The 14,376-nt window shown below is 70.0% G+C and carries 11 protein-coding genes; 8 read left to right on the top strand and 3 right to left on the bottom strand.

Annotated elements, in window-relative coordinates:
• The first annotated feature begins 39 nt into the window (after positions 1-39).
• The 5 genes from ACFVWW_RS08220 to ACFVWW_RS08200 all read left to right on the top strand — a co-directional run bounded on the left by ACFVWW_RS08220 (position 40) and on the right by ACFVWW_RS08200 (position 6,745).
• Positions 40-804, top strand: a complete 765-nt coding sequence (locus ACFVWW_RS08220; protein WP_384188406.1) for an NUDIX domain-containing protein — start codon at positions 40-42, stop codon at positions 802-804.
• Positions 805-1,019: 215 nt separating this feature from the next.
• Positions 1,020-2,816, top strand: a complete 1,797-nt coding sequence (locus ACFVWW_RS08215; RefSeq protein WP_386876644.1) for an ATP-binding cassette domain-containing protein — start codon at positions 1,020-1,022, stop codon at positions 2,814-2,816.
• A 106-nt stretch (positions 2,817-2,922) separates the two neighbouring features.
• Positions 2,923-3,864: a FadR/GntR family transcriptional regulator gene (locus ACFVWW_RS08210; RefSeq protein ID WP_384188402.1), complete on the top strand. Its 942-nt coding sequence runs from the start codon at positions 2,923-2,925 to the stop codon at positions 3,862-3,864.
• A gap of 343 nt (positions 3,865-4,207) precedes the next feature.
• The gene (locus tag ACFVWW_RS08205; RefSeq protein WP_384188401.1) at positions 4,208-5,758 is read left to right on the top strand and encodes an RNA polymerase sigma factor; all 1,551 of its coding nucleotides are present in this window, start codon (positions 4,208-4,210) and stop codon (positions 5,756-5,758) included.
• Between the two features lie 138 nt (positions 5,759-5,896).
• Positions 5,897-6,745: a S1 family peptidase gene (locus ACFVWW_RS08200; RefSeq protein ID WP_389679347.1), complete on the top strand. Its 849-nt coding sequence runs from the start codon at positions 5,897-5,899 to the stop codon at positions 6,743-6,745.
• 87 nt (positions 6,746-6,832) lie between these two features.
• Here the strand turns inward: ACFVWW_RS08200 and ACFVWW_RS08195 are convergent, their stop codons facing one another.
• Positions 6,833-7,063, bottom strand: coding sequence for a hypothetical protein (locus ACFVWW_RS08195; RefSeq protein ID WP_040025353.1), 231 nt, complete (start codon positions 7,061-7,063; stop codon positions 6,833-6,835).
• A 455-nt stretch (positions 7,064-7,518) separates the two neighbouring features.
• Here ACFVWW_RS08195 and ACFVWW_RS08190 point away from each other — a divergent pair, with 455 nt between their 5' ends.
• The 3 genes from ACFVWW_RS08190 to ACFVWW_RS08180 all read left to right on the top strand — a co-directional run bounded on the left by ACFVWW_RS08190 (position 7,519) and on the right by ACFVWW_RS08180 (position 11,954).
• Positions 7,519-9,645 carry a type IIA DNA topoisomerase subunit B gene (locus ACFVWW_RS08190; protein ID WP_384188398.1) on the top strand — a complete coding sequence of 709 codons (2,127 nt, stop codon included), beginning with the start codon at positions 7,519-7,521 and terminating at the stop codon, positions 9,643-9,645.
• Between the two features lie 222 nt (positions 9,646-9,867).
• Positions 9,868-10,365: a DUF485 domain-containing protein gene (locus ACFVWW_RS08185; RefSeq protein WP_384188396.1), complete on the top strand. Its 498-nt coding sequence runs from the start codon at positions 9,868-9,870 to the stop codon at positions 10,363-10,365.
• A complete protein-coding gene (locus tag ACFVWW_RS08180) occupies positions 10,362-11,954 on the top strand; it encodes a cation acetate symporter (RefSeq protein WP_384188395.1) in 1,593 nt (530 codons plus the stop codon). Before ACFVWW_RS08185 ends, ACFVWW_RS08180 begins: the two co-directional genes overlap by 4 nt.
• A 21-nt stretch (positions 11,955-11,975) precedes the next feature.
• On the opposite strand, the gene ACFVWW_RS08175 is transcribed toward ACFVWW_RS08180, so the two are convergent.
• Both ACFVWW_RS08175 and ACFVWW_RS08170 read right to left on the bottom strand, forming a co-directional pair.
• Positions 11,976-12,653, bottom strand: coding sequence for a response regulator (locus ACFVWW_RS08175; protein ID WP_384188393.1), 678 nt, complete (start codon positions 12,651-12,653; stop codon positions 11,976-11,978).
• Positions 12,650-14,353: an ATP-binding protein gene (locus tag ACFVWW_RS08170; protein WP_384329527.1), complete on the bottom strand. Its 1,704-nt coding sequence runs from the start codon at positions 14,351-14,353 to the stop codon at positions 12,650-12,652. Before ACFVWW_RS08170 ends, ACFVWW_RS08175 begins: the two co-directional genes overlap by 4 nt.
• Positions 14,354-14,376 lie beyond the last annotated feature (23 nt).

Below are 14,376 nucleotides of genomic sequence, written 5' to 3'. Positions count from 1 at the left end.
AGGAGTGTTTATCGTCAGGAAGACGACTATGATCGCGGCATGTCGCCCTACGACCCGTCGGCTTACCCGCCTTTCGCTGTCACCGTCGACCTGGTCGTGCTCACCGTGCGCCGCCATATGCTTTGCGCGCTGGTCGTACGGCGCGGAGAGGCACCGTTCCAGGGCCGGTGGGCGTTGCCCGGGGGGTTTGTCCGGGGCGACGAGGACCTCGCCGAGGCGGCGGCCCGGGAGCTCGTCGAGGAGACCGGGCTCTGCGCGCACGATCCGGTGTCACCGGCGCCCGGGAACGCGGCCCACCTCGAACAGCTCGCCACCTACGGAGACCCCGGGCGTGATCCCCGGATGCGGGTGGTCAGCGTGGCGCATCTGGCGCTCTCGCCCGACCTTCCCGCGCCGCGGGCCGGGGGCGACGCCAACAGTGCGCGCTGGGCCCCCGTCGAAGCCCTGCTCAACCAGGAGGGCGGATTCGCCCGCGAGGACGAGCAGCCCGCCCAGCTCGCCTTCGACCACGCGCGGATCCTCGCGGACGGCGTGGAGCGGGCCCGGTCCAAGATCGAGTACTCCTCGCTCGCCACGGCCTTCTGCCCGTCCGAGTTCACCGTGGGCGAGCTGCGCAGGGTGTACGAGGCGGTGTGGGGCGTGGCGCTCGATCCCCGTAACTTCCACCGCAAGGTGACGGGCACTCCGGGATTCCTGGTCCCGTCCGGGGGGACCACCACCCGGCAGGGCGGCCGGCCCGCCCAGCTGTTCCGGGCCGGCGGGGCGACCGTGCTCAATCCGCCGATGCTGCGTCCCGAGGTCTGAGCCGCGTCCCGAGGTCCGACGGGTCGAGGGACGGCCCGACGGATCCGGGATCCGGCCGGCCTCGCGCGCTCGCGGCGCCCGGGGCCCAGGGCCCGGCGCGTCTCAATGTCAGACACCCAGACACCGACCCTGCGCCACAAGTCCGACATGTCGCGTTATCTTGCTGCGGTACCCACTCTGCCGCCGAGCGGTCTCACCTCCCCGCGAGAGAAGCGATGCTCCAGGCCATCGGACTGACCAGCACCCCCCGCCGAGACCTCACGCGCGCCGTGGACGATCTCACCTTCGAGGCCAGGGCCGGCTCTGTCACGGCGCTTCTCGGCGCGCCGGGCGCGGGCAAGACCACCGCGCTGCGACTGATGCTCGAACTCGAACCCGGCCGCGGGGCCGCGTACTTCCGTGGCCGCCCGCTCCACCTCATCGCCCACCCCGCCCGCGAGATCGGGGTGCTCCTCGGTGATGTGCCAGGACATCCCGCGCGCACCGTCAGGGGCCAGCTCCGGCTGCTCTGCGCCGCCACCGGTGTCCCCGCCTCGCGCGCCGACGAACTCCTCGATGTCATCGGTCTCGGTGCTCTGCGCGACGAACGCCTCGGCACCCTCTCGCTCGGCATGGACCGCAGAGTCGGGCTCGCCTCGGCGCTCCTCGGCGACCCGCACACGCTCCTGCTCGACGGGCCCACCGAGGGCCTCTCGTCCCACGAGAGCGGCCGGCTGCACGCACTGCTGCGCGCCCACGCCGCCGAGGGCGGCACCGTCCTGTACACCACCAGCGACCCCAAGGAGGCGGCCCGCGCCGCCGATCACGTCGTCACCATCGACGAGGGGCGCCTCGTCGCCGACCAGGACGCCGTCTCCTTCGCCCGCACCAGGCTGCGTCCCCGCGTCGCCGTCAGGACACCGCACGCCGCCCGCCTCGCCGACGCGCTGAGCCGCGAGGCCCGCGCGGACCGGCGCTCCGTCGAGGTCGTCGCCGAGGCGGGCAGCCGGCTCACCGTCTACGGGAGCAGCTGCCCGGAGATCGGTGAGACCGCCTTCCGCCACGGAGTGCTGGTCCATCAGCTCGCCGACGAGGTCGGTGACATGGGCCCCGCACCGGGCCCCGCACCGGGCCCCGCACCGGACCCCGGCCCGGGCCCTGACGCCGGCCTCGCGCCCGGTCCCGACACGGAGCCGCGGCCGGCCGGCCCGGCGGCCCACGACCGGGAGTTGCTGCCGCCTCCGCTGTCGGAGCGCCCGGTCCGCAGCCCGCTCAGGCCGGTGCGTTACGAACTCCGCCGCATGCTCGGTGTCCGCACCGCGGCGCTGGTCGTGGCCGCCGTCCTCGCGGTGTCGGTGGCCCTCGCCGTGCCCCTCGCCCGCACCGGCGGAACCCCGTTGCCCGGCCTGCTCGTGGCCTGGCCCGCCATCCTGCCCCTGCCGCCCGCCGCGCTCGGCGCGGGACTGCTCGGAGCGTTCTCGTTCGGCGACGAGTTCCGCTATCCCGCCCTCGCCGGTGCGCGGGGCACCGTCCCGCGCCGGCTCGGTCTGCTCCTCGCCAAGCTCGCCGTGACAGCGGGCGCGGCCCTGCTGCTCGCGTTCCTGGTGGTGGCCGTGGACGCCCAGGCCCTGCGCCTCGTGTACGGCTCCGCCGCCGTGCCCGTCCCGGACAACTGGCCCGGTCTCAGCGCCGGTTGGGCCGGGCTGGCCGTCGGCTCCGCCTGGGCGGGGCTGCTGGGGGCCGGAGTCTTCCGGGTCGCCGCCGCCGGGGTGGCCGCGGTCGTCGCCGTACCGACCCTGGTCGTACCGCTGCTCCAGAAGACGCTTGCCGGCCCGTCCGCCCGTTCGATCGTCGGACTCCCGGTCAGACTGCGTGAGCTGGCGTGGCTGGAATGGCCGCAGCAGGCCGACCGGTGGCTGATGGCCATGGTCAGACTCGTCGCCCAACCGGTCGCCGCGGCGCTGGCGTTGTCGCTGTCGGCCCTGCTCTGCGCGTATCTGCTCACCGGCCTTCGCCGCAGGGCCCGTTGGTGACCGGAGAACGACCGGAGTGTGCCCTACTGCCCACAACTCCCCTGATAAAGCCCGCTTCTTTCCGATAAGGCGTCAATCGAAGGGCGGGCGCCGATCACCCTTTCGTGTGCTTTTCACCAAAGACCTCAAGGGTGGTGGAAGCAACGCCGACAAAGGATGCGTGAGTACCCTTGCGCACACCATGATGACCGCCGCCCGTTCCGTCGAGTCCGGCCTCGCCGGCCCGGGTGAACTCGACCGCTACCCCTTCCCGGAGGCGTCAGGAGCCGACCGTCCCGCCGCCCCCGTCTGGGACGGCGCCGACACCGATTTGGGCCGGGTGGGACGACGTACGGCAAGCAGTCGCGGCCGGGGGCTGCACGGCCAACTGGTTCAGCAGCTCGGTCAGATGATCGTCTCCGGCGACCTGGGCGCCGATCGGCCGCTCGTGCCCGAGGAGATCGGCCAGCGCTTCGAGGTCTCCCGCACGGTGGTGCGGGAGTCGCTGCGCGTTCTCGAGGCCAAGGGGCTCGTGAGTGCCCGTCCCAACGTCGGTACGCGTGTCCGTCCGGTGAGCGACTGGAATCTGCTGGATCCCGACATCATCGAGTGGCGCGCTTTCGGGCCGCAGCGTGACGACCAGCGCCGTGAGCTGAGCGAGCTGCGCTGGACGATCGAGCCCCTCGCCGCCCGGCTGGCGGCCGGCCACGGCCGGGCGGACGTCCAGCAGCGGCTCTCCGACATGGTGGAGATCATGGGCCACGCCCTCGCTCAGAGCGACTCGATCACCTTTGCCCGTGCGGACGCCGAATATCACTCCCTGCTGATCCAGCTCGCCGGCAACCGCATGCTGGAGCACCTTTCCGGCATCGTCTCCGCGGCCCTGCAGGTCTCCGGCGGCCCGATCGCCGGATGTGACCGGCCCACCGACGCCTCGCTCGCCCACCACGCGCGGATCGTCGAGGCCCTCGGCGCCGGTGACGCGTCCGCCGCGGAATCGGCCATGCGTCAACTGCTCACGGTTCACCCGGAAGTGGAGCGCGTCGTTCCCGCGCCGCGCGAGCACTGAACGCTGCCCCGGGCCAGGGCGTACAGGGGTGTACGTATCGTGTGTCGCCGGACCCTGAGGGTCCGGCGACGCGATTGTGGGGCCTTAAATCCTCCTTCTGGCCGCTTTGTCGCAAATGAGGTGTGACTCGGGCCACGTGGATTGGGCGTAACACTCCTCGGCACAGGGCGATGACCTAAGAGGTGACAGCCGAGGAGGGAATACGACCACCACGTGTGGCGCTGTATTCACCCTCTGAGGTCCAAGCCCGCGCCGTCGGCAACATCCCCAGTCGACGGTCGTCGGCTCCGGCCCGATCATGGGCGGGGCCGGAAGCCGTTTCCATCGTTCCGAGAGGTTGTTCGTGTCGGCCAGCACATCCCGTACGCTCCCGCCGGAGATCGCCGAGTCCGAGTCTGTGATGGCGCTCATCGAGCGGGGAAAGGCTGATGGGCAGATCGCCGGCGATGACGTGCGTCGGGCCTTCGAGGCTGACCAGATTCCGCCAACCCAGTGGAAGAATGTTCTGCGCAGCCTCAACCAGATCCTCGAGGAAGAGGGTGTGACGCTGATGGTCAGTGCCGCGGAGTCGCCGAAGCGCACCCGCAAGAGCGTCGCAGCGAAGAGCCCGGTCAAGCGCACCGCCACCAAGACCGTCACGGCCAAGACGACCACGACGAAGACCGTCGCGGCCGCCGGCGCCGCTGTGGCGGCAGAGACCGTGGACGCCTCGGCCGACGAGGCCGGCGCCCCCGCCAAGAAGGCGGCCGCGAAGAAGACCGTGGCCAAGAAGGCGACGGTCAAGAAGACCGCCGCCAAGAAGACAACAGCCAAGAAGACCGCGGGCAAGAAGGACTCCGACGAGGCCGCGGACGGCGAAGAGCTCGCCGACGAGGCTCAGGCCGGCAAGGGCGAGGAGGAGGAGACCGAAGGCGAGAACAAGGGCTTCGTCCTCTCCGACGACGACGAGGACGACGCGCCGGCCCAGCAGGTCGCCGTCGCCGGTGCCACCGCCGACCCGGTCAAGGACTACCTGAAGCAGATCGGCAAGGTCCCGCTCCTCAACGCCGAGCAGGAGGTCGAGCTCGCCAAGCGCATCGAGGCCGGCCTCTTCGCCGAGGACAAGCTCGCCAACTCCGACAAGCTCGCGCCCAAGCTCAAGCGCGAGCTGGAGATCATCGCCGAGGACGGGCGCCGCGCCAAGAACCACCTGCTGGAGGCCAACCTCCGGCTCGTGGTCTCCCTGGCCAAGCGCTACACCGGCCGCGGCATGCTGTTCCTGGACCTGATCCAGGAGGGCAACCTCGGTCTGATCCGCGCGGTCGAGAAGTTCGACTACACCAAGGGCTACAAGTTCTCCACGTATGCCACCTGGTGGATCCGTCAGGCGATCACCCGCGCCATGGCCGACCAGGCCCGCACCATCCGTATCCCGGTGCACATGGTCGAGGTCATCAACAAGCTCGCGCGGGTGCAGCGCCAGATGCTCCAGGACCTGGGCCGTGAGCCCACGCCGGAGGAGCTGGCCAAGGAGCTCGACATGACCCCTGAGAAGGTCATCGAGGTCCAGAAGTACGGCCGTGAGCCGATCTCGCTGCACACCCCCCTGGGCGAGGACGGCGACAGCGAGTTCGGAGACCTGATCGAGGACTCCGAAGCGGTCGTCCCGGCCGACGCCGTGAGCTTCACGCTCCTCCAGGAGCAGCTGCACTCGGTGCTCGACACCCTCTCCGAACGTGAGGCGGGCGTGGTCTCCATGCGCTTCGGTCTCACCGACGGCCAGCCCAAGACGCTGGACGAGATCGGCAAGGTCTACGGCGTGACGCGGGAGCGCATCCGTCAGATCGAATCGAAGACGATGTCGAAACTGCGTCACCCGTCGCGTTCCCAGGTGCTGCGCGACTACCTGGATTAGGGGCGCGCGAAGCACTTCGGCCCGAGGGCCCGGATTCCTTCGAGAATCCGGGCCCTCGCGCTGTGCGCGGGGTGCGAGACTCGACCGGTTGGATGACTCTGGGTAGATCGGAGTCCACCGGAGAGTCAGGAGCCTGAAGTGCGTCATTCTCTTGCCCGAGTCCTGACCGGAGGACTGGCCATGATCGCGACGGGGGCCGTGCTGCCGCTCGTCTCGCCCGTTCCGGTCGCCGCGGACAGTGTGGTCATCGGTGGCCGGCCGGTACGGTCCGCGGACCATCCCTGGGTCGTCGCCCTGTCCAGCCGTGACCGCTTCGGCGGTACGCGCGCGGGTCAGTTCTGCGGAGGCGTGGTGGTGGCCCCGACCAAGGTGCTGACGGCGGGCCACTGCATGGGCCGGGACATCCTCGGGGTGGCGCCGGACGACGTGGGGGACCTGCGGGTCATCGCGGGCCGCGAACGGCTGCGCGGCAGCGGCGGGCGGGAGGTCGCCGTGCAGTCCGTCCAGCTCGATCAGGCGTACGTCATGGGCGCGGGAGCGCCGGACCTGGCCGTGCTGACGCTGTCGGACCCGCTGCCTTCCGCGTACGCGATCCGGCCGGCGGATCCGGGCGATCCCGCCTCCGCGCCGGGCACCGCGGCCGCGGTCTACGGCTGGGGCGACACCACCGGCGACGGTACCTACGCGAACACGCTGCGCTCGGCGCCGGTGCGGGTCCTGCCGGACGCCAGCTGCGCGCGGGCGTACCCCGGCGGCTCAGGCAGCCGCTACAGGCCCTCCACGATGCTCTGTGCGGGCGATCCCCAGGGCGGGCATGACGCGTGCCAGGGAGACAGTGGAGGGCCGCTGGTGGCCCAGGGACGGCTTATCGGCCTGGTCTCCTGGGGGAGTGGTTGTGGCCGTGCGGGGAGCCCGGGGGTCTACACCCGGATCACCACGGCCGTGCAGCCGGTCGCCGAGGCGATCGGAGCACGCGTCTCACGATGATGAGAACGGGCGGCCACTCTGCTGTGCAGAGAAGCCGCCCGTCGGCCGGTCCAGGACCGCCCCTTGGCTCGTCGTGGATGCGAGGTGTCAGTGTTCCTCTTCACCGCCGCCGGCCGGTACGGCCGTCAGTCGGTCGGTCTCATCCTGTATTTCCGCGGCGATCTTCTTGAGTTCCGGCTCGAACTTACGTCCGTGGTGGGCGCAGAAGAGCAGTTCACCACCGCTGGACAGGACGACGCGCAGATAGGCCTGGGCGCCGCAGCGGTCGCAGCGGTCAGCCGCGGTCAGCGGGCTCGCGGGGGTCAGAACAGTAGTCACGTCGCCTCTTCTCTAGCTCGACGAGCTGTCGTACCAGGGTCAACATCCAACCAGGCCGAAAACGTTCCCGCTCGCGGCATTTCCTCGAAACTTCTTTCCGTGGTGGCTGGTGCTGGTGGTTGGCGGCGAATGAGCCGTATTGCTTCGCTTGGCTTCGCTCTACGGGTTTCGCGTTGCTTGACAGTGCTTGTCAGGGGGGTGCGCCCTCCCGGCCGGCTTGCCGGTTGTTGATGAGGACGTGCCCGGAGCCTAAATGGTTCATGCCTCGAAGGGAACGTGATGTGTGCTTCACTCCCGCGAGGGATCGAACACCTATGCGACCTTGGACTAGCATGAGAATTCACGAGGGTGGCGTGACAACCGCTCTACCAGGGCTCTGTACCCTCTGACCGGTGACAGACGCCGGGCCTTTACCCCACAGGGCCCCATCTCAAATTCAGCGAGGAGCGAACCGCGTGACCGCCGAGACGTCCGTGCCGTCCACTGCGCTGCTGACTGCAGACCGTGACGGCTCCAACTACACCGCGCGGCACCTGCTCGTCCTTGAGGGGCTCGAAGCGGTCCGTAAGCGCCCCGGCATGTATATCGGCTCGACCGACAGCCGTGGCCTGATGCACTGCCTCTGGGAAATCATCGACAACTCCGTCGACGAGGCCCTGGGCGGCTACTGCGACCACATCGATGTGATCCTCCACGAGGACGGCTCGGTCGAGGTGAAGGACAACGGCCGGGGCATCCCGGTCGATGTCGAGCCCAAAACCGGCCTTTCCGGTATCGAGGTCGTGATGACCAAACTGCATGCCGGCGGAAAGTTCGGCGGCGGCTCGTACGCCGCGTCGGGCGGTCTGCACGGCGTGGGTGCCTCCGTGGTCAACGCGCTCTCCGCCCGGCTGGACGTCGAGGTGGACCGCAACAGCGCCACCCACTCGATCAGCTTCCGGCGCGGTGTCCCCGGGATGTTCACCGAGCAGGGCCCCGATGCCCCCTTCGACCCGGCCAACGGCCTTCTCAAGGGCAAGCGGGTGCCGAAGGCCCGTACCGGCACGCGCGTGCGCTACTGGGCGGACCGGCAGATCTTCCTCAAGGACGCCAAGCTCTCCCTGGAGACGCTGCACCAGCGCGCCCGCCAGACCGCCTTCCTCGTCCCCGGACTGACCATCGTCGTCAGGGACGAGCGGAGCGCCGGCGAGAGCGAGGGCAACGGCACGATCGAGGAGACGTTCCGCTTCGACGGCGGCATCAGTGAGTTCTGTGAGTATCTGGCGCAGGACAGGGCCGTCTGTGACGTGCTGCGGCTGACCGGTCAGGGCACCTTCAAGGAGACCGTGCCGGTCCTGGACGACCGCGGACACATGACTCCTACCGAGGTCACCCGCGAACTGGGCGTCGATGTCGCCCTGCGCTGGGGCACCGGGTACGACACCACGGTCAAGTCGTTCGTGAACATCATCGCCACCCCCAAGGGCGGCACCCATGTGAGCGGATTCGAGCGGTCCCTGACCAAGACGGTGAATGAGGCGCTGCGCTCGGCCAAGATGCTGCGCGTCGCCGAGGACGACGTCGTCAAGGACGATGCCCTGGAGGGCCTCACCGCCGTGGTCACGGTGCGGCTCGCCGAGCCGCAGTTCGAGGGCCAGACCAAGGAGGTCCTCGGTACGTCCGCGGCCAACCGCATCGTCTCCAATGTCATCGCCAAGGAGCTCAAGGAGTTCCTGACGTCGACGAAGCGCGACGCCAAGGCGCAGGCCCGTTCCGTTCTGGAGAAGGCCGTCGCGGCCGCCCGTACGCGCATCGCGGCCCGCCAGCACAAGGAGGCACAGCGCAGGAAGACGGCGCTGGAGTCCTCCTCCCTGCCGGCCAAGCTCGCGGACTGCCGCAGCGACGACGTGGACCGCAGCGAGCTGTTCATCGTCGAGGGCGACTCCGCGCTCGGTACGGCCAAGCTCGCCCGGAACAGCGAATTCCAGGCGCTGCTGCCGATCCGCGGCAAGATCCTCAACGTTCAGAAGTCGTCCGTCTCGGACATGCTGAAGAACGCCGAGTGCGGAGCGATCATCCAGGTCATAGGGGCGGGCTCTGGCCGCACCTTCGACATCGACGCCGCCCGCTACGGCAAGATCGTGCTGCTGGTCGACGCCGATGTCGACGGCGCCCACATCCGCTGTCTGCTGCTCACGCTCTTCCAGCGCTACATGCGGCCGATGGTGGAGGCCGGCCGGGTCTTCGCCGCGGTGCCGCCACTGCACCGGATCGAGCTGGTGCAGCCCAAGAAGGGCCAGGACAAGTACGTCTACACGTACTCGGACAACGAGCTGCGGCAGACGCTGCTGGAGTACCAGCGCAAGAACGTCCGCTTCAAGGACTCCATCCAGCGCTACAAGGGCCTCGGCGAGATGGACGCCGACCAGCTGGCGGAGACCACGATGGACCCGCGCCACCGCACCCTGCGGCGGATCAACATCGGGGACCTCGAATCGTCCGAGCAGGTCTTCGACCTGCTGATGGGCAACGAGGTCGCGCCCCGCAAGGAGTTCATCACCAGCTCCGCGGCGACCCTGGACCGCTCGCGTATCGACGCCTGAAGCCGCCTGAAGCCTGAAGCCTGAGGCGTCTGAAGCGTCTGAAGGTTCTGAAGCCGGTCCGCGTAAGGCGGCCTCTACCCACGGGTGGAGGCCGCTTTCCGTCTCTGGCGACCAACATCACCTGATGGGGTGAAGTCGGGGGAGAGAAGAGTCCGGGATCTTCCTGTTCTGCCCATCCTTGAGGCGCGGCCGAAACGGTCCGCTGACAAGGAGAGCTGACCGGTGGAGAAGCACGAAGGGCGTGACGCCGCAGCGGTGCGGCTCGACGACCCGTGGTACGACGCGCTGGACGACGGCTGGGGCGAGCCGGACGGTACGGGCACACCTTCGGCACCTGCCCCGCAGGGCAACACCGCGGCGTCCGAGCGTGGCCACAGCGCCGCCGACATCTATCTGGAGGTGCAGCGCAGCGCTGCCTTCCAGGAGGTACGCCGCCGCTACCGGAGGTTCGTCGTCCCCGCTTCGCTGGCCTTCTTCGTCTGGTACTTCGCGTATGTGGTGGCGGCGACGGTGGCGCCGGAGCTGATGGCCAGACCGGTGGTGGGGGCGGTGAATGTCGCGATGGCCGCCGGGCTGGGCCAGTTCCTCTCCACCTTCCTGCTGACCTGGGCGTACGCACGTCATGCCCGGCTGCGCAGGGACCGCGCCGCCCTCGAACTGCGCTGGACCGTGTTCGACCAGAAGCGGATCCAGGAGAAGGCGCGGGGGAGCGAACGGTGAGCGGCGACCACCAGACCCTGGCGCTGCTGCTGTTCAGCGCGTTCGTCGCGGTCACCCTGGGGATCACCACCTGGGTGAGCCGTAACCGCCGTGGCTCCGCGGAGGAGTTCTACACGGGCGGCCGGCTCTTCTCTCCCATGGAGAACGGGTTCGCCATCGCCGGCGACTACATGTCCGCCGCCTCCTTCCTCGGGATCTCGGGCGTGATCGCCCTCTTCGGCTACGACGGCATGCTCTACTCCGTGGGCTTCCTGGTCGCCTGGCTGGTGGTCCTGTTCCTCGTCGCCGAACTGGTCCGCAACTGCGGCCGGTTCACCCTCGCCGACGTGGTCGCGGCCAGGATGAGTGAACGCCCGCTGCGGATCGCGGTGGGCAGTTCCTCGGTCGCCGTGTCCGTGCTGTATCTGGTGGCGCAGATGGTCGGGGCGGGAAGCCTCGTCGCGCTGCTGCTCGGCGGCACGAGCGAGGCGGCGCGCGCCTGGACCGTGATCGGTGTGGGTGCGCTGATGGTCATCTACGTCTCGCTCGGCGGGATGCGCGCCACCACCTGGATCCAGATCGTCAAGGCCGTCCTGCTGATGGCCGGTGCGATCACCCTGACCGTGCTCGTCCTGGTCCGCTTCCACGGCGATGTCGACGACCTGCTGAACAGCGCCGTCGCCCACAGCGGCCACGGCAAGGAGTTCCTCTCGCCAGGACTGAAGTACGGCGGGGACTGGACCGCGCGCGTCGACTTCATCAGCCTGGGCCTGGCCCTGGTGCTGGGCACGGCCGGACTGCCGCACATCCTGTCCCGGTTCTACACCGTGCCGACCGCGCGGGCCGCCCGCCGCTCGGTCGTCTGGTCCATCGGGCTCATCGGCGGCTTCTATCTGATGACGATCGTGCTCGGGTTCGGGGCGGCGGCGCTGGTCGGCTCCGACGCGGTACGTGCCTCGAACGCCGCGGGGAACACCGCGGTCCCGTTGCTCGCCCTCGACCTCGGCGGCGGAGCGGGATCGACCGGCGGAACGGTCCTCTTCGCGGTGGTCGCCGCTATCGCCTTCGCCACCATCCTCGCGGTCGTCGCGGGCATCACGCTCGCCTCGTCGGCGTCCGTCGCGCATGATCTGTACGCCTCGCTCAAACGCAAGCACGCCAAGCAGCGCAGTGAGGTCGCCGTGGCCCGGGTGGCCGCGGCCGGGATCGGCGCGGTGGCCATCGCGGTCAGCCTGCTGGCCCAGGACCTGAACGTCGCCTTCCTGGTCGGTCTCGCCTTCGCGGTCGCCGCCTCCGCCAATCTGCCCGTGCTGCTCTACTCGCTGTTCTGGCGGAACTTCACCACCCGGGGTGCGGTCTGGTCCGTGTACGGAGGGCTGATTCCGGCCGTGCTGCTGGTCGTGCTCTCGCCCGTGGTCTCCGGCAGCCCCGAAGCGATCTTCCCGGGGGCGGACTTCCATCTCTTCCCGCTCCAGAACCCCGGCGTGGTCTCCATCCCGCTGGGCTTCCTCGCGGGCTGGATCGGTACGGTCCTCTCGTCCGAGCCGCCGGACGAGGCCAGGCACGCGGAGACCGAGGTCCGCTCGCTGACCGGCGCGGGAGCGGTGTAGGGCGGGTTTTCCGGACACGCCTCAGGCGCTTGCCGCCCAGGTGTAGCGGTGTTCCGGGCGTCCCGTTTCGCCGTAGCGGAGGCTGAGCCGTACCCGGCCCGTCCGCTCCAGCAGCTTGAGATAGCGCTGCGCGGTCTGCCGGCTCATCCCCGAGCGCTCCCCGATCTCCTGCGCCGAGAGCGGTCCGTCCGCGCCCATCAGTACCTGGCGCACCAGCTCCGCGGTGGTGGGGGAGTGGCCCTTGGGGAGGGACGGGGCGGTCGCGGCGGACAGGGCACCGAACATCCGGTCCACCTCCGACTGCTCGGCCTCGCCGCCGCTCTCCAGGGTGCGGCGCAGTGTCGCGTACGCCTCCAGCTTGGTTCGCAGCCCGGCGAAGTTGAACGGTTTGACCAGGTATTGGAGTGCGCCGTGGCGCATCGCGGCCTGGACGGTGGCGACGTCGCGCGCCGCTGTCACCATGATCACGTCGGTCTGATGGCCGAGCCGGCGCAGCTCCCGGACCACCGCGAGCCCGTTCTCGTCGGGCAGATAGTGGTCGAGCAGGATGAGATCGACGGAGTGCTCGGAGATCCGCGTGAGCGCCTCGGCGGCCGAGTGGGCCTGGGCGACGACCCGGAAGCCGGCCACCTTGGCCACGTAGGCCGTATTGATCCGCGCGACCCGGACGTCGTCGTCCACGACCAGTACGTCGATCATCGTGTCTCCCCTGCCGTGGCCTGCTCGTGTGTCGTATCAGCCGCTGGACCGGGCCCCGTACCGGGACCGGCGGCCCCGTCCCGTCCCGCTTCGGTCAGCGCCTCCGGGAGTACGACCGTGAACTCGGCGCCGCCGTGGGCGGACTCGCCGACCCGGGCGCTGCCGCCCTGCCGCTCGGCGAGCCGGCGCACCAGGGCCAGACCGAGACCGCGTTTGCCGTGGGCCGGCAGCTTCTTGGTCGACCAGCCCTCCGAGAAGACCAGTTCCCGCTGTTCCACCGGGACACCGGGTCCGGTGTCGGATATCCGCAGGACGACCGTACGGCCTTCGGCGCGCAGTTCCACCTCGATCCGCGGGTCCTGCGAGCCGGCCGCCGCGTCCAGCGCGTTGTCGACGAGATTGCCCACGACCGTGACCAGCCCCTGCGGATCCACCAGCCGGTCAGGCAGCAGGGTGCCGGGCGACAGCCGCAGCGAGACGCCCCGCTCGGCGGCGACCGTGGCCTTGCCGACCAGCAGGGCCGCCGGCAGCGGATCGTGGATCTTCTCGGTGATCTGCTCGGCGGTGGCCCGGTGCACGCCGACGACCTCGGTCACGAAGTCCACCGCCTCCTCGTGCATCTCCAGCTCCAGCAGCCCGAGCAGCGTATGCATCCGGTTCGCGTGCTCGTGGTCCTGGGCGCGCAGGGCGTCGATCAGGCCACGGGTGGCGTCCAGCTCACGGCCCAGCTGCTCCAGCTCCGTACGGTCGCGCAGCGTCACGACGGCGCCCCCGTCGTCGGTCGGCATCCGGTTGGCGACCAGGACGCGGCTGCCCCGTACCGCCAGCAGATCCACGCCCAGCACCCGTCCCGTGAGTACCTCGGTGGTGCGCCCGTCGCCGAGCACCTCGTCCAGCGGCCGTCCGGTGGCATCGGGACCGAGCCCCAGCAGCCGCTGCGCCTCGTCGTTCATCAGCCGGATCCGGCCGGCCCCGTCCAGAGCGACGACACCCTCCCGCAGGCTGTGCAGCATGGCCTCGCGCTCGGTGAGCAGCGCCGAGATATCGGAGAAGGCCAGGTCATGGGTCTGCCGCTGGAGCCGTCTGGAGATCAGATAGGCGGCGAGCGCCCCGGCCGCCAGTGCCCCGCCCGCGTAGGCGAGCAGTCCCGGGATCGCGGCGAGCAGCCGGTCGCGGACGCTGTCGTACGCGATACCGACCGAGACGGCCCCGACGATCTTTCCCTGGTGGTCGCGCAGCGGGACCTTGCCACGGGCCGAGCGGCCGAGGGTGCCGCTGTCGATCTCCATCACGTGCCGGCCCGCGAGGGCTTCGCTGGGGTCGGTGGAGACGACCTTGCCGATCTGACTGAGGTCGGTGTGCGACCAGCGCACTCCGCGCCGGTCCATGACCACCACGTATTCGGCGCCGGTGGACTGTCTGATGCGTTCGGCCTCGGCCTGGACGGGCCCGTCGGTCACCGGTAGTGATCCCAGCATCTCGTCGGCGACGTGCGCGGAGGCGGTGGTCTCGGCGATGGCGAGGGCGCGGCTCATCGCCTGGTCGTCCAGCTCACGGCTGAAGGGCGCGAGAAAGAGCCCGGTGGCCAGCACGGTGACGCCCGCGGCGATGGCGAGCTGCATCAGCAGCACCTGCGAGAAGACCCGGCGCGGCCAGCCGAATCGCCGTCGTCTGCCCGCGGTGTTCGGTCCGGCGCTCATGTGTACGAACGGTAGAGGGCCGG

Source organism: Streptomyces sp. NPDC058198, assembly GCF_042882605.1.
Taxonomy (GTDB): domain Bacteria; phylum Actinomycetota; class Actinomycetes; order Streptomycetales; family Streptomycetaceae; genus Streptomyces.
Note: the sequence above shows the minus strand (reverse complement) of the source record. Positions and strands in the feature narration are given on the sequence as shown.

Coding starts and splice junctions, on each gene's coding strand:
- ACFVWW_RS08220 (WP_384188406.1), top strand. CDS start 40: ATGTCGCCCTACGACCCGTCGGCTTACCCGCCTTTCGCTGTCACCGTC.
- ACFVWW_RS08215 (WP_386876644.1), top strand. CDS start 1,020: ATGCTCCAGGCCATCGGACTGACCAGCACCCCCCGCCGAGACCTCACG.
- ACFVWW_RS08175 (WP_384188393.1), bottom strand. CDS start 12,653: ATGATCGACGTACTGGTCGTGGACGACGACGTCCGGGTCGCGCGGATC.
- ACFVWW_RS08170 (WP_384329527.1), bottom strand. CDS start 14,353: ATGAGCGCCGGACCGAACACCGCGGGCAGACGACGGCGATTCGGCTGG.